The organism is Aeromonas tecta, from assembly GCF_000820185.1.
GTDB lineage: Bacteria > Pseudomonadota > Gammaproteobacteria > Enterobacterales > Aeromonadaceae > Aeromonas > Aeromonas tecta.
The window spans coordinates 243,977-264,900 of the sequence record NZ_CDCA01000025.1; the positions used below are offsets into that span (position 1 = coordinate 243,977).

The following is a 20,924-nucleotide window of genomic DNA, read 5'->3' on the forward strand; positions in this document are numbered from 1 at the left end:
TTGAGTAGAAGGCGGTTAGTAGAGGCTATGGCCGTGCTGGCGAACCTGTTCGGTGCTGACCTTGCCGCGCACCACCCGGTAGACCCAGAGGGTGTAGCCGATGTTGATGGGCATCAGCACCCCCACTATTCCCAGCATGATCAGCAGGGTGCCCTCGCTGGAGGTGCCATCCCACAGGGTCAGGCTGCTCGACGGATCCAACGACGAGGGCAGCACGAAGGGGAACAGGGCGATGGCGATGGTCAGCATCATGCTGGCGCAGGCGCCGCCGCTGGCCATGATCGCCAAGCGCGGCCGGCCACGGAAACTGGCGAGGCTGCTCACCAAGGGCAGCAGCAGGCCCAGGACTGGCACGCACCAGAGCCAGGGCTGCGCCACGAAGTTGCCAAACCAGCCATCCGGCGCCGTCATCACCTGCTTCATCAACGGGGTGAGGGCGCTGTTGAGATCCCCTATTTCCGCAATCTGGTATCCCCGCATCTGGCTGAGCCAGAAGCCGCCGAGGGCAAACAGACCGCTCGCCAGAGGGCCGAGCCAGAGGCTGTGGCGGGCGCAGCGTTCCGCTATCACCCCTTGGGTCTTGCACTGCAGGAAGCTGGCGCCATGGAGCATCAGCAGGGCCAGCGCCGTGCCCATGCAGGTCAGCAGCAGCGGCCAGTTAAAATCGAAGACGCCGTAGTGGATGCGAAGGTGCGAGTCGAAGCGAAACGGCAAGCCTTGCAGCAAAAAGCCCAGCGTCGCGCCAAACACCAGGGTCGGCAGCAGGGCGCCGGTCACCAAAGCGCGGTCCCACCAGCGGCGCCACACGGGGTCAGGCAGCTTGCTGCGATAGTCGAAACCGACCGGACGCAGGAAGAGGCCAAACAGCAGGAACATGAAGGGCACGTAGAGCGCCGAGAAGGCGGCGGCATAGACCAGCGGCCAGGCGGCGAACAGGGTACCGGCGCCGGCGATGAGCCACACCTGGTTGCCCTCCCACACCGGGCCGACGCTGTTGAGCAGCACCCGCCGCTCCTCATCGGTTTTGCCGACGATGGGCAACAGCAGGCCCACCCCCAGATCGAAGCCGTCCATCACCACGAAGCCGATGAGCAGGAACAGCACCAGACCCCACCAGATCAATTTCAGGGTTTCGTAATCCATCAGAGCGCACTCCCGCTTGCCAAGACTTCACCTTGATAACGACCCGTCTGCAGGCTGGCGGGCCCTTTGCGGATCACATGACGCAACAAGAACAGCTCCACCACCAGCAGGCTGGTGTAGATGAGGCTGATGGAGATGAGGCTGAACCAGATCTGGCCCGGCTGCAGCAAGGAGACCGAGGCCGACACCGGCAGCACCTCGCTGATGGTCCAGGGCTGGCGACCAAACTCGGCCACGAACCAGCCCGCCTCGATGGCAATCCAGGGCAGCGGTATGCTCCAGAACAGCGCCCTCAAGAGACGCGGCGACTGCACCAACCGGCCCCTGCACAGTTGCAGGAAGGCGGCGGCAAAGAGCCCGAGCAACACCACGCCGATGCCCACCATCAGCCGGAAGCTCCAGAACAACGGGGCCACCTGGGGCACGGAATCCTCCACCGCCAGGGCGATGGCCGCTTCGTCCGCCTTGGCAATGTCCTTGGCATGGGGGGTGAGCAGCAGACCGTAGCCGAGATCCTGGCGGTGCTGCTCGAAGGTGGCGCGGGCGGCGCCGTTGCCACCATCCTGGCGCAGCGCCTCCAGCGCGCCATAGGCCAGCATGCCGCTACGGATACGCACCTCGTGATCGGCCTTGAGATCCTTGATGCCAGTCACCGCCTCATCCAGGGAGCGGGTGGCGATGATGCCCATCAGATAGGGGATCTTCACGGCCGCATGGGTCTTCTCGGCACTCTGATCCGGCCAGCCGAAAAGGGTGAAGGCCGCCGGAGCGGATTCGGTCTCCCACTCCGCCTCGATGGCGGCGAGCTTGACCTTCTGCACCTCGCCGGTGCGATAACCGGACTCATCCCCGAGCACGATGACCGAGAGGATGGCGGCCAAGCCAAAACCGGAGGCAATGGCGAAGGAGCGCAGAGCGAAGCGCACTTCCATCCGACGCAGCAGATACCAGCTGCTGATCCCCATCACGAACAGGGACGCGGCCACGTAACCCGCCGCCACCGTGTGCACGAACTTGACCTGGGCCACCGGGTTGAACAGCACGGCGGTCACATCGGTCAGCTCCATGCGCATCGTCATGGGGTTGAACTCGGCGCCGACGGGGTTTTGCATCCAGCCGTTGGCGATGAGGATCCAGAGCGCGGAAAGGTTGGAGCCAAGCGCCACCAAGGCGGTCACCATCAGGTGCTGACCGCGGGAGAGTCTGTCCCAGCCGAAGAAGAACAGGCCCACCAGGGTGGACTCGAGGAAGAAGGCCATCAACCCTTCCACCGCCAGGGGAGCGCCGAAGATATCGCCGACATAGTGGGAGTAGTAGGCCCAGTTGGTGCCGAACTGAAACTCCAGGGTGATCCCCGTGGTCACCCCCATCACGAAGTTGATCCCAAACAGCTTGCCCCAGAAACGGGTGATGTCCTTGTAGATCACCTTGCCGGTCATCACGTAGGCGGATTCGGCGATCACCAGGATCCAGGACAACCCCAGGGTGAGGGGCACAAACAGGAAGTGAAACATGGCCGTGGCCCCGAACTGCAATCGGGACAGGCTTACCACATCATCCAGGCTAATCATGCAGGACTCTCTATGTTGCATTTAACAGACAGGTTTTCGCCTGCCAAGTACACCATGAGTCATGACACCTATAACAGATGCAGTTATAGTGAAATACACCTATAACAGTTTGAGCCCACCATGTCCCGCTACGGCCAACTGGCAGCCCTGCTGCAACAACAGATAGAGCGCGGCCTCTGGCAACCGGGGGATCGCATCCCCTCCATCCGCCAGAGCTGCAAGACCCATAACTTAAGCCCCATGACGGTGCTGCAGGCCTATCAGCTGCTCGAAAGCCGCGGCCTCATCCTGGCGCGGCCCCAATCCGGTTACTACGTCAAGGCCGCCTCCTCCGCGCTGCGCACCCGCGCCCCGCAACAGGCGCACTACACCGGCTCGGTGGACATCAACGATCTGGTGTTCGAGGTGTTGCAGACCAGCAAGTCCCGGGAGCTGGTGCCCCTTGGCATGGCGGTGGCGGATCCCGCCCTCTTCCCTCACCCGCAACTCGGCCGGGCCCTGGCCAGTTGTATGCGCCGGCTCGACCCCTTCAGCACGGTGGCAGATCTCCCCCCCGGCAACGAGGCGCTGCGCCGCGCCATCGCCCAGCGCTATGCCAGCGACGGGCTGGCGGTCGACCCCCAGCAAATCATCATCACCACCGGCGCCATGGAGGCGCTCTCCCTCGGCCTGCAGGCACTGACCGAGCCGGGGGACTGGGTGGTGGTGGAATCCCCCACCTTCTACGGCGCGCTGCAGGCCATCGAGCGCTTGAAACTCAACGTGGTGGAGATCCCGGTGATCCCCGGGGTGGGTATCGATCTCGCCCTGTTGATCGAGGCGCTGGCCCAACGCCCCATCAAGGCGTGCTGGCTGATGGGCAACGTCCAGCACCCGCTCGGCCATACCATGCCGGATGGCCACAAGCAGGCCCTGATGGCGCTGCTCAACGAGCACCGGGTGCCGCTGGTGGAGGACGACGTCTACGCCGAGCTCTATTTTGGTCGTGAGCGGCCCAGGCCCATCAAATATTGGGACGCCCGCGGCGACAGCCTGCTGTGCAGCTCCTGGACCAAGTGCCTGGCGCCGGGTTTTCGGGTCGGCTGGGTGGTGGCCGGGCCCCATGCCGAGCGCATTCAACGGTTGCAGCTGATGTCGACCCTGTCGACCAATGTGCCGAGCCAGCTAGCGCTGGCCGACATGCTGCGCCAGGGCGGGGTGGATGCGCACTTTCGACGCCTGCGCCATACCCTGGCCCAGCGCCAGCAGCAGATGCGGGCGGCCTTGCTGCGCCTCTTCCCCGAGGTGCGCATCAGTGCCCCGGATGGCGGCTACTTCCTCTGGCTGGAATTTGATGCCCGGCTCGACAGTCGGGCGCTGCATGCCCAGGCGTTGGCCTGCGGCTTCTCGCTGGCACCGGGGGCCCTGTTCTCGAGCCTGGGTCAGTACAACCACTGCCTACGCCTCAACAGCTCCCATCCCTGGAGCCCCGAATTGGAGGCGGCGCTTACCCGGCTGGCGGCGCTGATCCACCAGCAGCTAGACCAGCAAGGCACCGTCAACAACAAGGCCCCATAATGGGGCCTTGAACGTAGAGAAATACCCCGCTTATCGGGCGTAGATTTCGGATTGCCTGGTGAAGCCAAGGGATTCGTAAAGCGACTTGGCCCTCTCATTGAAGGACATCACCTCAAGACGGATCTGACTCGCGTCATGGGCCTTGGCCCAATGGTCGCAATGGGCGATCAGTGCCTTGCCGATGCCGCGAGAGCGGTGGGCCTCATCGACCACCACGGAGCCGATGCGACAAATAGGAAGCTTGCTGAGAAAGGGGACAGAGTCATTGATATCTACCCTGGCGGTCAGAAATCCCAACACCTGCTGCTCATCCACCGCCACACAGAACAATCGTCCCTCGGCGCCGATGGCATTGAGCAAAAATTCACGCTCCTCCGGTGAAGGCGGACAAAACACCTCGGGGGCCTGCTCGACATGGATCAATCCGATCTGCCGATTCAGTTCGAGGATGGCATCGATATCCTGTTCGGTTGCCTTGCGTATGTTCAATGGCTGCTCCCTGCAATGTCGCACTTTCGAAGTCAACAATACCGCCCCCAGCAGGGGGCGAATGGGTCAATCATAACGGCAGCCAAGGGGAAAAAGAAATCCGTTTGAGGCTTTTTATCCACCAAGCACCAACAACAAGGCCCCATGATGGGGCCTTGTTTGTCCTGCACGATGAAGAGCTGATCAGCTCGGTGCGTCCAGCTGGGCCACCTGCCGCTCTATGCTGGCCTTGAGGTTGTCATCGAGCTTGAGGGCGCGCGCCAGCTCGTCCAGATAGCCACGCTCCATGAAGTGATCCACCTCGACGGTGAGCAGGGAAGCGAGATAGACCTCGGTGGCCTGCTCCATGTCGGTCACTTCCCGGGCCAGCGCCTGGGGATCGAGCGGGCGAGCCAGCTCGGCCTCAATCCAGCGCGCCGCGTCGCTCTGGCCCTGCTCGGTCAGATACTGTTGGATCTTCTGGCGCTCGGCGTCGTCGATGTGACCATCGGCCCTGGCCGCCGCCACCATGGCGCGCACCAGCAAGGTAGCGCGTGCATCCAGCGCCTGGCCCTGCAGGCTATCGAGGGGCTGGCTCGGTTGCGTTGCCCCGCCCTGCTGGGCCTGCCAATCCTGATAGAGCTTGTAGGCGAGGCCGCCGAGGGCCGCCGCACCGCCTACCGCCGCCACCTTGCCGCCATAGCTGCGCAGCTTCTTATTGCCGAGCAACAAGGCCATGGCGCCGGCGGCCAGGCCACCTTGCGCCATGCCTTTCATCTGCGCCTTGCGGCTGTCGCCGCCATCATTGAGCCAGCTCTTGCCGCTGCCCAGCAGTTGATCGAGTATCTGTTTCATAGGCCCTCCTCGTTACATATTGCTCATGCTGGGTCGCACCCACTGAACTCAAGGTGAATAAATGCCATTATCACGCCTGCAGCTACTGACCCTGTTGACGCTGATGGCGTTCGCCGCCAACTCGCTGCTCTGCCGCCTTGCCCTGTTCGACGAGCGGATGGATCCGGCACTGTTCACTCTGCTGCGTCTGACCAGCGGCGCCCTGATGTTGTTCCTGCTCTGTGCCACGCGCCGTCCCAGTCCCCCGCGCCAGGGGGATTGGGGCGGTGCACTGGCCCTCATCACCTACGCCGCCGCCTTCTCTTTTGCCTACCTCACCCTGACCACGGGCACCGGAGCCCTGCTGCTGTTTGCCGCCGTTCAGCTCAGCATGCTGATCCCGCCCCTGCTCCGGGGCGAACGGCTGCCCCCTCGTCAGTGGGGCGGTCTGCTGCTCGCCATGGCGGGGTTGATTGTGCTGCTACTGCCCGGGATCACCGCGCCGGATCCCCTGGGAGCCGTGCTGATGATGGCAGCCGGCATCGCCTGGGCCTGCTACAGCCTGCGCGCACCGCGCTTTAGCGATCCCCTCGCCGCCAACGCCGGCCACTTCTTGCGTGCCAGCCTACTGGCAGCCTTGCTCTACCTGTTGCTGGGACGGCTTGAAGCCAGCCCGACCGCCATCGGCTACGCCCTGGCCTCGGGGGCCCTCGCCTCCGGGCTGGGTTACGCGCTCTGGTATCGGGTGTTGCCTCAGCTCGGGCGTACCCTGGCCGCCAGCGTCCAGCTGCTGGTCCCCCTGCTCGCGGCCCTCGGCGGGCTCATCTGGTTGGATGAGTCATGGTCATGGCGGCTGTTATTGTCAACCCTGGGCATAGTCGGGGGCATAGCCCTGGTCATATGGGGACGCCCCGGCGCCGAGCGAAATGCACCCGACAAAACCTGAACATGGTCATGCAGGCGCGCCATTTCAAGCACTCGTCCAGCCAGCTGGTCATGGGTAAACAGGGGTGACTGAAAAGAGCGCTGTCAGCCCGGCGCCCATTGAACCAGCATCCTTTATCATCCAATCACCATGACCGACAGCAACATCATCAGAGGAGACCCCATGACCCCACCCCGCGAGCTGACCCTGCAATTTCTGGCCGAGCCCGCCGACGTCAATTTCGGTGGCAAGGTGCACGGCGGCATGGTGATGAAGTGGATCGATCAGGCGGGCTATGCCTGCGCCGCCGGCTGGTGCAGTGGCTACGCCGTCACCGTCTATGTCGGTGGCATTCGCTTCCTGCGCCCCATCCAGATAGGCTAGCTGGTGGAGGTGCACGCCCAGGTGATCCACACCGGCACCACCAGCATGCACCTGGCGGTGGATGTCTACAGCCGCCACCCCGCCAGCCGGGAGCGCCACAAGACTACCCACTGCATCATCATCTTCGTCGCCATGGACGAGAGCGGTAAACCGAGCAAGGTGCCCCAATGGCAGCCGGTCTCCGCTGCCGATAAACAGCTGCAACAATACGCCCAGAAATTGATGGCGCTGCGCGAGGAGATAGACAAGGAGATGCGCCAGCATCTGTGACCCGGGCCACCAGCCGCAGAAGCACCCGCCTAGCCTGCCCCAATCTGGCCGTGGCCCTGTATACTGGCCGCCAGCATCAGACGAGACGCGGAGAAGAGGATGTCACTGGAAAATGCACCGCCCGAGATCAAACTCGCGGTGGATCTTATCGAGCTACTGGAAACCAACGAGATCGATCCGGCCCTGGCCCTGGCGGCGCTGGCCATAGTGCAGCGGGACTATGAGCGAAAGGTCCAGCAGGCCACGCACACGCAAGCAGACGGCACTGACCACGACTGAGGGGAAACGCGCGGCTGAACAGGCCGCGCTGGCGGCCGAATAGCAACAGGCCTCATTTATCCAACCGGCAGAGAGGAGACGTCATGACAGCACCCATCCGATTCGAGCAAGGTCGCCCCATGCTGCTGGGGGGCTTGCGCCGTCATCACCTGTTTCAACAGGGGGATTTCGCAGGCCAGTGGCGCGACTTCGGTGCACTGGGGCCACTACCAGGCCAGCTCGGGGAGCACGCCTACGGCGTCATCTGCGGCGCCGACGAGAGCGGCTGCGAGTATATGTGCGCGGTGGAAGTGGGCACGCTGGAGGTCTTGCCCAAGGCTCTTGGCCGGATGCGCATCGCCCCCCAGACCTACGCCGTCTTTCTGCATCGGGGCCATGTCGCTACCCTGCCACAAACCTGGCAAGGGGCGCTGGACTGGCTGGCACAATCCGATTATGGGTCTGCCCACAAGCCCGATTTCGAGCGCTACGGCGCCGAGTTTGATCCTTTGACCGGCAGCGGCGAAGTGGAAATCTGGCTCGCCGTGCTGCCCAGACAGGCTATCGCCTGAGCACGACTTCTTCCTGATGCCTCAGCTCAGCCCCTCAGCGCGGCCCCATCACTTCCTCGCACAGGGCGATAAGGGCCTGGCTGAGCTGGATCAGCGGTTTGCCGCCCCCCGCATTTAGGTGCAACGCCAGCTCGATGGAGCGCACCGAAGGCCAATCTGACAGCTCCTGCTGATCCGGCAGCAACAACCGGCGCGGCAGCAGGCTGACGCCGATGCCGGCACTCACCGCCCCCTGCAGGCTGGCGAGGCTGGCACTGACATAGGCGATACGCCAGCGCAGCCCCATCACGTCGAGGCTATCGGTCAGCTGACGTCGATAGAGCCCTTCACTCGGAAACACCACCAGCGGCACGGGATCGCTGCCACTGGCGGGCCAGTCACGGCTGTCGACCCAGGCCAGCGGCTCGCGCCAGCGGGCGACGGGGTCACCCTGCCCCCGCGCCTGCTTGACCAGGGCCAGATCCAGCCCCCCTTCCTCGAAACTGCGCCACAACTCGTGGCTGAGGCCGCTCTGCACCTCCAGTCTGACCGTCGGATATTGGCGGGCGAAGGCTGCCAGCACCGGCGCCATGGCCCCGGCCGCGAAATCCTCCGGCACCCCGAGGCGCAGCGGCATACTCGCCTCGCTGACCCGCTCCCGGGCCTCGTCCAGCAGCGCCAGGATGCGCCGTGCCAACCCTAGCAGCTTCTCACCAGCCACCGTGGTCACCACGGTGCGTCCACTTCTGTCGAGCAAGGGGCAGCCGAGCTGCTCTTCGAGGCGTCGCATCTGCTGGCTGATGGTGGACTGGGTCAGATGGACCCGCTCACCCGCTCGGGTGAAGCTGCCGGTCTCGAGAATGGCGACAAAGCTGCGCAGCAACTGGGGATCCAGCATGGGTCTCTCCATTTGGCCTAGATATCCATTTATAAAATCACTGATAGTCATTCTATCATTTAATTTCCAAATGCATTGCGAGGCCGCTAGGCTGCCCCCACGCCCCTTTCTTGCAGGATCTCCCCATGCCACAGACCGCTCAGTCCGGTGCCCGGCTCGTCAATTCACTGACCTCTCTCACCAATGTCAGTCATCAGGAGTGGCTGGAGCAGGTGTTGCACCTGGCGCTGACTCATCGCCAACAGGGCGGCCGCCCCTTCGCCGCCTTGCTGGTGCGAGACAACCGGCTGGTGGCGAGTGCGGTCAATCGCATGCTGGAGGCAGGCGATCCCACCCGTCACGCGGAGATGGAGGCGCTGCGGGGCGCCAGCCAGCAAGGGCCGCTCAAGGGCGCCGTGGTCTACGCCAGCGGCCACCCCTGCCCCATGTGCCTGAGTGCGCTGGTGATGAACGGCATCAGCGCCGTCTACTACGCCTTCGACAATCAGGACGCCGCCCCCTTCGGTTTTGACAGCAGTGCGGCCTACGCCGCCTTGCGGCTGCCCCTCAACCCGCCGCCCCTGCCGCTCATCAAGCTGCCGAGCCCCATCTCGGCCGCCACCCTCTACGGCCATACCACCCATGAGTAAGCCATCTATTCAGGAAGGCAACGGTGCCTTGCTGGTGCTGGTGATGCTGATTGGCATCAACTTGCGCCCCTTCCTCACCGCCATAGGCCCCCTCGCGGGGCAGATAGACGCGCGGCTGTCGCTCGGCATGGATAACCTCGCCTGGGTGACGCTGCTGCCGCTGCTGCTGATCGGGGTCGGCGTGCTGTTTACCCCCGCCCTGCTGCGCCGTACCAGCCCGCGCCAACTGCTCGGCGCGGCGCTGCTGCTGCTGGCGCTCGGCAGTGCCCTGCGCTTTGACCTGAGCAGCGGCGCCCTGCTCATCATCAGCGCCGCCCTCTGCGGTCTGGGCTCGGCGCTGGTGCAGGGGGTGCTGCCCGGCCTCATCAAGGGCGCCTTCGCCCAGCGGGTGCCACTGGTGATGGGGATCTTTTCCGCCTGCATGATGGGGGGCGGCGCCCTTGGCGCCGTGCTCAGCCCCCAGCTCGCGAGCCAGCTGAACTGGTCAAGGGTGCTGGCGCTGTGGAGCCTGCCGGTGCTGCTAGCACTGATCTGGCTCGGCTGGCGGGTGCGGCTGCCGACGGCGACCCGCGTCCCGCAGCCACAGGGAGAGCAGCGATTGATCGGCCTGCCCCGCAGCTGGCTGCTGATCCTCTGCTTTGGCATCATCAACAGCGGCTACGGCATCGTCGTGGCCTGGCTGGCACCGGCCTACATGGCGCAGGGCCTGAGTGCCCAGCAAGGGGGAGAACTGGTCGCCTGGCTGGCGCTGGCCCAGACCCTGAGCGGCCTCGGCCTGCCGGTGCTGGCGGCGCGTAGATTGGACAGGCGCCCCTGGATGGGGCTCGCCATCTTGCTGCAGGTGCTGGGTTTTGGCGGCCTCTGGCTGGCGCCGGCCAGCGCCCCCATTCTCTGGTGCATGCTGTGCGGCGCCGGGCTCGGTGGCAGCTTCTCCCTCATCATGGTGATAGCGCTCGATCACCTGCCGGATCCGCGCCGGGCCGGGAGCTTGAGTGCCCTGATGCAAGGGGTCGGCTTCATGCTTGCGGCCACCGGCCCCTGGGTGGCGGCCCGCCTCTACCACCACAGCGGCGACTTTGCCGCCGCCTGGCAGTGGCAGCTCGGCGGTTTGATGCTGATGAGCCTGCTGGTGCTGCGGCTCAATCCCTTGCACTACCCGCGCGCGATGCGCCTGCCTGCCCAGGTGCCCGAGCCGGTCGCCAGCGCCATTTCTCCCTTGGCGCAAAGCAATACACCGGCCTAGGGCCGGTGTATTGGGAGCATGGAAAGCGAGTGACGGGGCGCCTTAGCGCCCCTTCTTCTGCCGTCCGGCCTGGGGGGAACGCGGTTTGCCCGCAGCCGGTTTGCCGCCCTTGGCCGGAGCGCCCTTGCCAGCGGCGCCTTTACCGGCCGCCACCTTGCCTGCGCCACCCTTGCCCGCAGGGCTCTTGTTCTCAAACGCCGAGGGCCCGGGCACGTTGGGGCGCCCGCCAATCTCGTGGTCATCGTCCCGACGGGGCTTCTTGCCCTGCGCGCTGGCCGCCTTGGGCTTGGCCCCTTGCACGCTGGCGGGCTGCGCCCCCTTGGCGGGTTTCACCTCGGAGGAGGAGTCTTCAATCAGCTTGAACAGCTCGATCAGCTCGTCGTCGGTCAGATCGCGCCACTCGCCTACCGGCAGCCCCTTGAGGCTGACATTCATGATGCGAACCCGCTCGAGCTTGGTGACTTCGAAGCCGAAGTGCTCGCACATGCGGCGGATCTGGCGGTTCAAGCCCTGCACCAGGGTGATGCGAAACACGAAGGGGGCCTCGCGCTTCACCTTGCACTTCTTGGTGACGGCGCCGAGGATCGGCACCCCGGCGCCCATGCCGCGAATGAACTCATCGGTCACCGGCTTGTCGACGGTCACCAGGTACTCTTTCTCGTGATCGTTGCCGGCCCGCAGGATCTTGTTGACCAGATCGCCGTGGTTGGTCAGGAAGATGAGCCCCTGGGAATCTTTGTCGAGTCGGCCGATGGGGAAGATACGGGTACTGTGGTTGACGAAGTCGACGATGTTGTCCTTCTCGCCCGACTCGGTAGTGGAGACGATGCCCACCGGTTTGTTGAGCACGATGAATACCAGGCTGTCCGCTTCGCGCGCCTCGATCACCTGACCGTTGACCTTGACCAGATCCCCGGCAAACACCTGATCGCCGATGCCGGCTCGCTTGCCATTGATGAAGACGTGGCCCTGCTCGATGAAGCGATCGGCCTCACGGCGCGAGCAGATGCCGCTCTCGCTGATGTATTTATTAAGGCGCATGGATTCATCAGCCAGCATGGGTCACCTGCCACATCATTGAATTCATGGGGATTGTTGGCTGGGTCAGCCGGGTCATCATCGAGTTAGTCTGCATACCATTCCATCTGCAAAAAGCATCTTCAAAAGGGTCAAAGCCTGCGTGTTCTTCAAAAAAACGCCGCTACAGTAGCATATTGCCCCGATCCATTCGCCGGATAGTTACGTCCGGCCCCGGCGCTACGCCCCTCACCTCCACCCCGGTCGGCTCGCCAACCCCTCTGTGCGCCCGATGACCCGGTAATCCACCGCGCACCGGCCACCTTCGCCGCTCTGTTTCGCCCCATCCAAAGTGGCACCGAGGGGATGACGCCGATCGCACAGCGCCGGAGAACTATCGCTTGCTATTTATTAACTAAAAATGCATAAAAAGATTTTAGGCAGCGCGAATTATCACTCTCGTTTCGGCCATGCAACGGCGTCAGTTCCATCATTGTCGGCAATTCCCGTCGCTAAACAAATTTTTACCCGCATTCACTTTCAACATCGAACATAAAACTGAATGCGGGCATGATCCCTTCTCTGGCACGAGGCCAATTTTCCCTTTATTACAGGAGTTACAGATGAGTCATTCCCTTTCCCAGACAGAGTTCCTGGCCCAGGTGGCCGCGCGCAACGCCCATCAGCCCGAGTTCATTCAGGCGGTGAGCGAGGTGGTTGCCTCCATTTGGCCCTTTATCGAGCGCCACCCTCGCTATCTGCAACAGGGTCTGCTGGAGCGGCTGGTAGAGCCGGAACGACTCATTCAATTTCGCGTCAGCTGGGTAGATGACAGGGGCCAGGTGCGGGTCAACCGTGGCTATCGCATCCAGCACAGCTCCGCCATCGGCCCCTTCAAGGGCGGCATGCGCTTCCACCCCTCGGTGGATCTCTCGGTGCTGAAATTCCTGGCCTTCGAGCAGACCTTCAAGAACGCCCTCACCACCCTGCCCATGGGCGGCGGCAAGGGCGGCAGTGATTTCGATCCCAAGGGCAAGAGCGAAGGAGAAGTGATGCGCTTCTGTCAGGCGCTGATGCTGGAGCTCTATCGCCACCTTGGCGCCAACACCGACGTGCCGGCCGGCGACATCGGCGTCGGCGGGCGCGAGGTTAGCTACATGGCGGGCATGATGAAGAAGCTCACCAACAGCGCCGAGTGCGTCTTCACCGGCAAGGGACTCTCCTTTGGCGGCAGCCTCATTCGCCCGGAAGCCACCGGTTATGGCCTGCTCTACTTCGTAGAAGCCATGCTGGCCCACCGCGGCCAGTCGCTGGCGGGCATGACGGTGTCCGTATCGGGCTCGGGCAACGTGGCGCAATACGCTATCGAGAAGGCGATGGCGCTCGGCGCCCGCGTCATCACCGCCTCCGACTCCGGCGGCACCGTCTATGATCCGGACGGCTTCACCCCCGAGAAGCTGGCTCGCCTGATGGAACTCAAGAACGAGCAGCGCCAGCGGGTCGCCGATTATGCCCATGAGCAGGGGCTGGAGTTCTTCACCGGTCGCACTCCCTGGCATCTGCCGACTCAGGTCGCGCTGCCCTGCGCCACTCAAAACGAGTTGGACGAGTCAGACGCGGCTGCCTTGATTGCCAACGGCGTGCAGCTGGTGGCCGAGGGGGCCAACATGCCGAGCAGCGCCGCCGCCATCCAGGCGTTCCATCAAGCCCGGGTGCTGTTTGCGCCGGGCAAGGCCGCCAACGCGGGGGGCGTCGCTACCTCGGGTCTGGAGATGAGCCAGAACGCTCAGCGCTTTAACTGGAGCCGGGAAGAGGTGGATGCACGCCTCAAGGAGATCATGACCAGCATTCACAGCACCTGCGTGCGCTATGGCCAGGACGGCGAGCATCATGTGAACTACGAGAGCGGCGCCAATATCGCCGGCTTCGTGAAAGTCGCCGATGCCATGCTGGCGCAAGGAGTCTGTTAATCCTCAAGGCATAGCGAGGGGCGAGCAACTCGTTCCCGTCAGATAGCACACTTCAGGTAACAAAAGGGCAGCCCAGGGCTGCCCTTTTCCATCGTGCTTGCAGATGGCTTGGCACTCTGTGCCTTTCACGCCCCACTTCACACTCCCTTCACCCTGGCATGGGAGTCTGCGTGCTCTTCAACGCGTAGCGAGATCAATATGATGGTCAGAATAGGCATGCTCTTGATAGTGATGGGGATCGCCAGCTTTATGGCGTTCAGCCTGATCGGCTCCACTCTCGATCAACAGGGATTCTTGCAAGAGCCCTTCGCCCTGCTCCCCCTTGGCTATCTGTTGCTGCTGGCGGGGGCGGGACTGGTCCTCTTCGGGTTAGTCAGGGCGAGACGTCGGCCAAGACCCTCACAGCCTGACTGAGCCAGCGGTCGATATTCCCCAATCAGAGGCCATGGCAGTCAAAGTCTCTGAGATTCATTTCGCCACAGGTATTATTCGCTGCTTTTTTATCTAAACCAGCATACTCAACCTTATAGGTAACGGCTTATCTCGATAAGGTGCTGATCCGGGTCCAGAAAATAGACAGATTCGATGGGTCCGCAGGCACCGCTCTTGGTCACCGGCCCCTCCACTATCTCAACCCCCTGGTCGCTGAGCTGCAATATCACCTGATCCAGCGGCCAGCGGGTGATGAGGCAAAGATCCCCCGCCCCCACCTGCGCTCGGTTGCGCGGCTCCTGCCCCAGCAGTTGCAGATTGATCTTCTGGTTGCCAAAGCGCAGCGCCCGCCGCCCTGCCCCGAAGGTGACGGCCTCCATTTTGAGTACCGAACTGTAAAATGCGGCCGAGCGCTCGATGTCGCTCACCGTCAATACCAGATGGTCGATATGGCTGATCATGCTTCCTCCTGTTCACCTCAGCATCTGGCTCCATCATAGCCAGGCTCGGCGAGGGAAACTGCGTCATGGCATGCAAAGCGCCACAACCGAGCACCTATTTTCTACAGGAAATATGCTCATCGCCGCGGGGCGCAGGCCTGGTCACGCTGAGCCAAAAGCACCACATCCTCGCTGTCCATCGCGGCCAGAATGGCCTGATTGCAAGCACGTTCCGCCAGGCGAGTAGCATCCTGACTGGCATCACCAATCTCGGCGATCATGGGGCGGTAGCTGTGGGCGGCCGAGCAATACATGGAGCGATACTTGGCTAGCTGCCAACCGCGGTCATCCTGGCGCGACAGCTCATCGCACAACTTGCCAAACAGCGCGGTCGCCTTGACGGTGCACTGGCTGAAGCGCCGCACATCCTGCTCATAGGGACGGCAGACACTCTTGGGCTGAATGTTCCAGAACTGGAGGGCAAAAGGCACCTGCTCCCCCTCATACTCCACCGCCAAGGTTTTAAGCTCGGCCTCATAGTGATCCGACACCTGTTGCTGCACCAAATTGAGATAGGCCGAAAAAAGATAAGAAACCGGATCCATCGCACCCTCCTGGTGTTTGTCTTGCTAAGCCCTTATCAGGCCAATGCGCAAGGATTGGCCAAGGCCAATAGTAGCCTACTGATTTATTTGTATAAATTTATCGGGGCTATGGACGGGATCACGCGGCCCAGGCTGAATGAAGGCGTCATTTGGATTAAGATGCGAGTTTGCATAACTTAACCCAGATGAAACCTCGCTTGCCGCATTGAGCCGGATAAGAGGCGGGAATCATCTACCCAGTTGGATGAGAGGACGAGCCTTGAGCGGTAGTTGGACAGAAGAAGAGTTAAGAGCAGCCGTCGAGGCATACCTAGAGATGCGGGCAAAGGAGTTGAGCGCGACCCCCTTCGTTAAGAAGCACTATTACGCGAGCCTCGCCAATCGGTTTGGTCGTACTCCGAAGTCGTTTGAATATCGCATGCAGAACATCTCTTACATCTGCTCCCTGCTGGGTCGCCCTTGGGTCACGGGGTTAAAACCGGCCAAGAATGTCGGCCCCCATAACGCCCCCATCATCGAACGCCTGCTCTGCGAACTGAGCGGACAACCTAACAGGGGATTAGCCACATTCGAACACGAGGTCATCCACAGCAAGGCAAAACCACTGCTGACCATGCCCGGCGGTACCCAAGAACCAAAGCCGCACTACGGCACAACAACTCGCTATAGCCGTGACCCCAGGGTGAAGGCGTGGGTGCTCAAGGTGGCTGACGGCAAGTGCGAATCTTGTGGCCAACAGGCGCCCTTTATCACCGCCACCGGTGAGTCCTTCTTGGAGGTGCATCACCTGCGCACCTTGGCCGAGAATGGCTCAGATACCGTCGGTAATACGGTGGCACTGTGCCCTAATTGCCACCGCGCCTTGCACTATAGCGCCCATCAATTTGCCTTGAAGGAGGCGCTGTACCAGCGGTTAGCCAGGCTAGTGCGGGAATAATCGGATCCTTGCTGACCTGGTTTTCCTAACGGCTCGCCAATGGCGAGCCGTTTTCGTTACGACTTAGCACGCGATCCGCTCGATGTGGCCGCCGCTGAGCTTGAAGAAGGCATCTTGCGGCAGGTCTTGTGACCAGGTGGTGGCGTAGTCGAGATCGGCGTAGACGCCGCGTAGCATGGCGCCGAGCAGGCCGTGGGAGACGATGATGGCGCGCTCGGCAATCGCCGGGTCCATCAGCCAGTTCTGGGCCCGACGCTGGATGCTTTGAAAATCCTCTCCGGCCGGGGCCTGCAGATACCAGTCCGGCTGGCTGATATCCAGCGTCGGATGATCTGCCAGCAGATCCGGTACCCGGCAGCTCTCCCACTCCCCCATACCGAGCTCAACCAGCCGCTCATCCCAGATGATGCGCTCGCTATCCAACCCCAACTGCTGGCAGACGAATTCTGCCGTCTGGCGAGCCCGGCCAAGCGGGCTGGCATAGATAGTCCATTGGGCGGGATCGTGTAACTGTTCACGTAAACGAACGCCCATGGCGATGGCCTGGGCTTCACCCTTGGCGGTCAGATCCGAGTTGCAGCGCCCCTGCAGCCGCTGCTCGGCGTTGTAGCGGGTCTGGCCGTGGCGCAGTAGATAGAGGGTGCGAGACATAGTTTATCCAACAGGTTCAACGAGATAAGACGAAGAGACAGGATAACAGATATCCACCCTGAGTGGCGGCGCCATGGATCGTTGCCGTCTTGGCTCTAGCGGAAAATGCTGTGCGTCAGCGGGCCTATACCTATCTGGATGCCAACGCCCCATATTCATGGAGGACAAGATCACCCTGCTGGATCAAGAGTTTGAAGTGAAAGATGACGTTATCTACGCAAATACCGAGGCGCAGGCCATCGAGAAGTACAGGTCCAACATCACCTATGTGGTCCAGAAATATCCTCACGCCAATGGCATCTACACTTTCTGTCATTTTCTGCTGGTGATAGCTAAATCCCTACTTAGCCCGAACAGCGTCGTTAATAATATGCAATGATCACTGATCATAATCCTTAGCAGAAAATGACTAGGCACAGCCGTTATTCGTCCTCTATATCTCCATCTCCAGCACTCGTTCATTAATTTAGAAAATCAACAATAACTCACAATTAAGAAACAAAAAATAAACGTACTCATAGGAGGACCAGGAATCCATTTACTATCTAGAAATAATGAATAAATAGGTGAAAACAGGTCTCAAATGCAGTATAAACGAAGACCTGCGACAATTTATGACCAACTCAGCCATGAATGATAGAATAGACAACAAGCTCAGCGATAGACATGAAATAGCACATCGCGATGATGAGATCGATCTTTCCGAACTGATCTCATTATTGTGGAGGAAAAAATTTCGGATCTTTCTCGCGATGTTTATCTGTGGTTGCCTGGGATTATTGTATGCCATGACAGCTTCTGAACAGTGGACTGCCAATGCAACTATTTATCAACCTAAGCCACGAGACACTCTGGAATTGGATCGCCTCAGGGCCATACTTGATATACAAGGCTTAGTAGGCACAAAAAGTAACGCCGCTATCTATAATGATTTTTTATTGGAATTTAAATCTTATAATAATATAAGCGACTATTTGCAAACCACGACTCAGATCAAAGACTATGTTAAAAGTAATAACTTGAATAATTTGGAGCAGCAGAGGTTACTGAGAACTTGGTCAGAGTGGATGAAGGTATCTCTTGAAGATAAAAAAGGAGGATTGCCAGGTATCCATCTTTCTTTCTCCTTTTTTAAAAAAGCAGATGTCTTACCCATGTTGACTGGCTATATAGATTATATTGTCGGATTACAGAGCAAAGAGTTATTTGAAGTTTTAGAGGATAACAAAAGCAGCCAAATCGAGAACCTGCGTCTAAAGATAAAACTCAGCACTGAAGATGCCAAGCGTAGCCTGGCAAGAGAGATTGAGGGAATTGAATACAGCATGAGTATCGCCAATGCTGCAGGAGTGAGCAAGCCGTTAGAAAACTTCAATTATGGTGATCGCTTCCCCATCACGCTAGGAAAAGATGCGTTAGAGAGAAAGCTCACCATACTCAAGTCGTTAAAAATTGAAGATTATATGCCAGAAGTAATGGAGTTAAAGGTAAAACTCAATAGATTGGAAAACATCAGCTTCAATAATATGAAACTAGTGCCCTTCTCTTATCTAGATACCCCCAGCTCACCATTGAAGCGTGACCAACCTAAACGCCCATTAATTGTCATCTTAGCGACAATGCTTGGAGGCATGTTAGGCATCGCTATGGTGCTGCTCCAACATGCGCTCAGACAGCAAAAGAGAACTCGGATATCAGGTTACGACTACCAGCCTGAATATGCCAAAGCTGGCTAACACGAATGTTAAAAAAATAAACAAAAACGGCGCCCGAAGGCGCCGTTTTTTATTCCCGTCTTTTTCTACCGACGGGGCGAACAAGCCAGAGACCTATTCGTCTTCCAGGTAGGCGTAGCCTTGCAGACCCAGCTCCAGCTCGTCGAGCAGGGCCTTGCGGGTTGCGTCGTCCAGCGCCGGGTGGGAGGCGATGCGCTGATAGTTCTCGCGAATAACCGAAGGATCGATGTTGACGTAACGCAGCAGCTGGTCGACGGTGTCGCCACGCACCACGTTACGGATGTCCATCTTGCCTTCTTCATCGAGCCACACTTCCGCGCAGTGGGTGTCACCGAACAGGTTGTGCAGATCGCCGAGGATCTCCTGATAGGCACCGACCAGGAAGAAGCCGACGTGGCACACTTCGTCTTCACCGTACTCCGGCATCGGCAGGGTGCTCTCGACACCCAGACCGTCGACGTAGTGTTCGACCTGACCATCGGAGTCGCAGGTGATGTCCATCAGGATGCCACGGCGGGTGAGCGGACGCTCAAGGCCGGTCAGCGGCATCACCGGGAACACCTGGCCGATACCCCAGGCATCGGGCAGCGACTGGAACAGGGAGAAGTTGGCGAAGCATTTGTCCGCCAATTTCTCGGAGAGCTCGTCGGCCAGGGCGCGGTGGTTGCGGTTGACCGGGTTGAGCAGCTCTTTGAGCGCCAGACAGGTGTTCTGGTGCAGCATCTCGGCCCAGGCGCGTTGCTCCAGGTTGAGCAAGCCCATGGTGTACTGGGTGTTCACATCGCCAAGGTCAGCCACCGAGTCGTGATAGATCTCCAGCAGGGAGGGATCGTCACTGCGCAGGTCCAGCCAGCCTTTCCACATGTTCTGCAGAATGGTCGGCGCATCCTCGCCCGGCTCGCTGATGTCGTTCATCTCCACCCCTTCGGCACCAATCAGGTTGGTGACCAGCACGGCGTGGTGAGCGGTCAGGGCACGGCCGGACTCGCTGATGATGGTCGGGTGCGGCAGGTCGAACTCGCGGCACACGTCGCCGATGCCCCACACCACGTTGTTGGCGTACTCGGACAGGCTGTAGTTGGCGGAGCAGTGGCTCTGGGAGCGAGTGCCCTCATAGTCCACACCCAGACCGCCGCCGACATCGACCACGTCGATGGGCACGCCAAGGCGACGCAGTTCGGCGTAGAAGCGGCCGCACTCACGGATGCCACCCTGGATATCGCGGATGTTGGCGATCTGGGAGCCGAGGTGGAAGTGCAGCAGTTGCAGGCAGTCGAGCTTGCCGAGGCTGCGCAGACGCTCGACCAGCGCCAAAATCTGGGACGCGGAGAGGCCGAACTTGGACATGGAGCCGCCGCTCGATTCCCACATACCGGAACCGGTAGAGGCGAGCTTGGCACGCACCCCGATGTTGGGCTTGATGTTGAGACGAACTGACTCGTCCAGCACCATTTCCAGCTCGGAGGGTTTTTCCACCACGATGTAGACCTTGTGGCCCATCAGGTTGCCCAGGAGGGCGTGGCGGATATATTCGCGGTCCTTGTAGCCGTTGCACACAATCACCGAGCCTTGCTCATGGTGATGGGACAACACGGCCAACAGCTCCGGTTTGGAGCCGGCTTCCAGCCCAAGCCTTGGCTTGTCGCTGTAGGACTGGCTGATGGTCTCGATGACGCGGCGCTGCTGGTTTACCTTGATCGGGTAAACGCACAGATAATCCCCTTCATAGCCTGACTTCTCGATGGCCTGACCGAAGGCGTTGAACAACGCATCGACCCGGCTCTTGAGGATGTCGGGGAAACGCAGCAATACCGGGGTGGTCAGCCCGGATTGGCGCAGCTGTTCGATGGCATCGGACAGCACGATCTGCGCCTCGGGGCGAGACTTGTCGGGGGCGACGGTCACATGACCGGCGTCATTGATATTGAAAAAACCCGCACCCCAGTAGGGAACGTTGTAGACCTTCAAGGAGTCCTTGCTGGACCAGTTAGTCATGGGCTATGCCTCGCAAATGAGCGGCCAGAAGGCCGCCTTCGTTACCCTCAATCACATCCAGACCATCGATGACACACAGCGGCAAGCCAAAGCGGCCTGCTGGACCCTGGCACGTGACGGGGCGTGAATGAACGGCCGCTGGCCGCCTTCCTTACCTTCAGTCACATCCAGACCATCTGTCTGCACATCGCGGCAAGCCGAAGCTGCCTGGTGGATCTTGGGAAGTAACGAGTCTTGATGTGGGGCTGGTGGCTTTACATCAAGCTCAACGGTATGCGGTGCTGCCAAGCAGCGCCGCGGTACTTTGATGACCAGCGGCATCAGCCACGCCGTTGGTTCATCATTCGGCAGCCATCACGACAACAAGGGTGGGATCGAGGAAGAGAGGGAAGACGTCAGCACGCAACCGT

Annotated in this window: 22 protein-coding genes and 1 pseudogene; 13 read left to right on the forward strand and 10 right to left on the reverse strand. The window is 60.7% G+C overall.

Translation table 11 applies throughout. The annotated features are described in order from the left end of the window. Positions 1-15: 15 nt before the first annotated feature. A complete protein-coding gene (gene cydB / locus BN1137_RS10260; protein ID WP_050718504.1) occupies positions 16-1,143 on the reverse strand; it encodes a cytochrome d ubiquinol oxidase subunit II in 1,128 nt (375 codons plus the stop codon). After that, a complete protein-coding gene (locus tag BN1137_RS10265; RefSeq protein ID WP_050718505.1) occupies positions 1,143-2,714 on the reverse strand; it encodes a cytochrome ubiquinol oxidase subunit I in 1,572 nt (523 codons plus the stop codon). The genes cydB and BN1137_RS10265 overlap by 1 nt, the downstream gene beginning before the upstream one ends. 120 nt (positions 2,715-2,834) lie before the next feature. Here BN1137_RS10265 and BN1137_RS10270 point away from each other — a divergent pair, with 120 nt between their 5' ends. Further along, a complete protein-coding gene (locus BN1137_RS10270; RefSeq protein WP_050718506.1) occupies positions 2,835-4,271 on the forward strand; it encodes an aminotransferase-like domain-containing protein in 1,437 nt (478 codons plus the stop codon). A 30-nt stretch (positions 4,272-4,301) separates the two neighbouring features. On the opposite strand, the gene BN1137_RS10275 is transcribed toward BN1137_RS10270, so the two are convergent. After that, entirely contained in the window at positions 4,302-4,760 is a 459-nt protein-coding gene (locus BN1137_RS10275) for a GNAT family N-acetyltransferase (protein WP_050718507.1), read from the reverse strand. 183 nt (positions 4,761-4,943) lie between these two features. Further along, the gene (locus BN1137_RS10280) at positions 4,944-5,594 is read right to left on the reverse strand and encodes a tellurite resistance TerB family protein (RefSeq protein ID WP_050718508.1); all 651 of its coding nucleotides are present in this window, start codon (positions 5,592-5,594) and stop codon (positions 4,944-4,946) included. A 61-nt stretch (positions 5,595-5,655) separates the two neighbouring features. Here BN1137_RS10280 and BN1137_RS10285 point away from each other — a divergent pair, with 61 nt between their 5' ends. The 4 genes and pseudogenes from BN1137_RS10285 to BN1137_RS10300 all read left to right on the forward strand — a co-directional run bounded on the left by BN1137_RS10285 (position 5,656) and on the right by BN1137_RS10300 (position 7,982). After that, positions 5,656-6,519, forward strand: a complete 864-nt coding sequence (locus BN1137_RS10285; protein WP_050718509.1) for a DMT family transporter — start codon at positions 5,656-5,658, stop codon at positions 6,517-6,519. A gap of 162 nt (positions 6,520-6,681) precedes the next feature. After that, a pseudogene (locus BN1137_RS10290) lies at positions 6,682-7,152 on the forward strand (acyl-CoA thioesterase). A gap of 99 nt (positions 7,153-7,251) precedes the next feature. Then, a complete protein-coding gene (rsmS, locus tag BN1137_RS10295; RefSeq protein ID WP_050718510.1) occupies positions 7,252-7,431 on the forward strand; it encodes a pleiotropic regulatory protein RsmS in 180 nt (59 codons plus the stop codon). 83 nt (positions 7,432-7,514) lie between these two features. Further along, the gene (locus BN1137_RS10300) at positions 7,515-7,982 is read left to right on the forward strand and encodes a GyrI-like domain-containing protein (protein WP_050718511.1); all 468 of its coding nucleotides are present in this window, start codon (positions 7,515-7,517) and stop codon (positions 7,980-7,982) included. A gap of 34 nt (positions 7,983-8,016) precedes the next feature. Here the strand turns inward: BN1137_RS10300 and BN1137_RS10305 are convergent, their stop codons facing one another. After that, positions 8,017-8,859, reverse strand: a complete 843-nt coding sequence (locus BN1137_RS10305) for a LysR family transcriptional regulator (protein WP_050718512.1) — start codon at positions 8,857-8,859, stop codon at positions 8,017-8,019. A gap of 125 nt (positions 8,860-8,984) precedes the next feature. On the opposite strand from BN1137_RS10305, the gene BN1137_RS10310 reads away from it, so the two are divergent. Then, complete coding sequence (locus tag BN1137_RS10310; RefSeq protein ID WP_050718513.1) at positions 8,985-9,488, forward strand: nucleoside deaminase; 504 nt, start codon at positions 8,985-8,987, stop codon at positions 9,486-9,488. After that, the gene (locus tag BN1137_RS10315) at positions 9,481-10,731 is read left to right on the forward strand and encodes an MFS transporter (RefSeq protein WP_050718514.1); all 1,251 of its coding nucleotides are present in this window, start codon (positions 9,481-9,483) and stop codon (positions 10,729-10,731) included. Before BN1137_RS10310 ends, BN1137_RS10315 begins: the two co-directional genes overlap by 8 nt. A gap of 42 nt (positions 10,732-10,773) precedes the next feature. Here BN1137_RS10315 and rluF read toward each other — a convergent pair whose 3' ends face one another. Further along, positions 10,774-11,790 carry a 23S rRNA pseudouridine(2604) synthase RluF gene (rluF, locus tag BN1137_RS10320; RefSeq protein ID WP_050718515.1) on the reverse strand — a complete coding sequence of 339 codons (1,017 nt, stop codon included), beginning with the start codon at positions 11,788-11,790 and terminating at the stop codon, positions 10,774-10,776. A gap of 581 nt (positions 11,791-12,371) precedes the next feature. Between rluF and gdhA the strand changes: the two genes are divergently transcribed. After that, on the forward strand, positions 12,372-13,718 hold the full coding sequence (gene gdhA / locus BN1137_RS10325) for an NADP-specific glutamate dehydrogenase (RefSeq protein ID WP_050718516.1): 1,347 nt from the start codon (positions 12,372-12,374) through the stop codon (positions 13,716-13,718). Between the two features lie 198 nt (positions 13,719-13,916). Then, positions 13,917-14,132, forward strand: a complete 216-nt coding sequence (locus BN1137_RS10330) for a DUF3955 domain-containing protein (RefSeq protein ID WP_050718517.1) — start codon at positions 13,917-13,919, stop codon at positions 14,130-14,132. A 110-nt stretch (positions 14,133-14,242) separates the two neighbouring features. Here the strand turns inward: BN1137_RS10330 and BN1137_RS10335 are convergent, their stop codons facing one another. Further along, positions 14,243-14,611, reverse strand: a complete 369-nt coding sequence (locus BN1137_RS10335; protein ID WP_050718518.1) for a VOC family protein — start codon at positions 14,609-14,611, stop codon at positions 14,243-14,245. 116 nt (positions 14,612-14,727) lie between these two features. After that, positions 14,728-15,195: a hypothetical protein gene (locus BN1137_RS10340; RefSeq protein WP_050718519.1), complete on the reverse strand. Its 468-nt coding sequence runs from the start codon at positions 15,193-15,195 to the stop codon at positions 14,728-14,730. A gap of 418 nt (positions 15,196-15,613) precedes the next feature. On the opposite strand from BN1137_RS10340, the gene BN1137_RS10345 reads away from it, so the two are divergent. Further along, positions 15,614-16,132: an HNH endonuclease gene (locus tag BN1137_RS10345; RefSeq protein WP_232306921.1), complete on the forward strand. Its 519-nt coding sequence runs from the start codon at positions 15,614-15,616 to the stop codon at positions 16,130-16,132. A 63-nt stretch (positions 16,133-16,195) separates the two neighbouring features. Here BN1137_RS10345 and BN1137_RS10350 read toward each other — a convergent pair whose 3' ends face one another. Next, positions 16,196-16,783, reverse strand: a complete 588-nt coding sequence (locus tag BN1137_RS10350) for a histidine phosphatase family protein (protein ID WP_050718521.1) — start codon at positions 16,781-16,783, stop codon at positions 16,196-16,198. A gap of 157 nt (positions 16,784-16,940) precedes the next feature. On the opposite strand from BN1137_RS10350, the gene BN1137_RS10355 reads away from it, so the two are divergent. Both BN1137_RS10355 and BN1137_RS10360 read left to right on the forward strand, forming a co-directional pair. After that, the gene (locus BN1137_RS10355; protein WP_050718522.1) at positions 16,941-17,162 is read left to right on the forward strand and encodes a hypothetical protein; all 222 of its coding nucleotides are present in this window, start codon (positions 16,941-16,943) and stop codon (positions 17,160-17,162) included. A 187-nt stretch (positions 17,163-17,349) separates the two neighbouring features. Further along, positions 17,350-18,519 (forward strand): LPS O-antigen chain length determinant protein WzzB, encoded by a 1,170-nt coding sequence (locus BN1137_RS10360; protein WP_050718523.1) that lies wholly within the window; start codon positions 17,350-17,352, stop codon positions 18,517-18,519. A gap of 93 nt (positions 18,520-18,612) precedes the next feature. Here the strand turns inward: BN1137_RS10360 and speA are convergent, their stop codons facing one another. After that, positions 18,613-20,514 carry a biosynthetic arginine decarboxylase gene (gene speA, locus BN1137_RS10365; protein ID WP_050718524.1) on the reverse strand — a complete coding sequence of 634 codons (1,902 nt, stop codon included), beginning with the start codon at positions 20,512-20,514 and terminating at the stop codon, positions 18,613-18,615. Here speA and BN1137_RS22410 point away from each other — a divergent pair. Next, the gene (locus BN1137_RS22410) at positions 20,495-20,641 is read left to right on the forward strand and encodes a hypothetical protein (RefSeq protein ID WP_157433702.1); all 147 of its coding nucleotides are present in this window, start codon (positions 20,495-20,497) and stop codon (positions 20,639-20,641) included. The genes speA and BN1137_RS22410 overlap by 20 nt on opposite strands. The last annotated feature ends 283 nt before the right edge of the window (positions 20,642-20,924 follow it).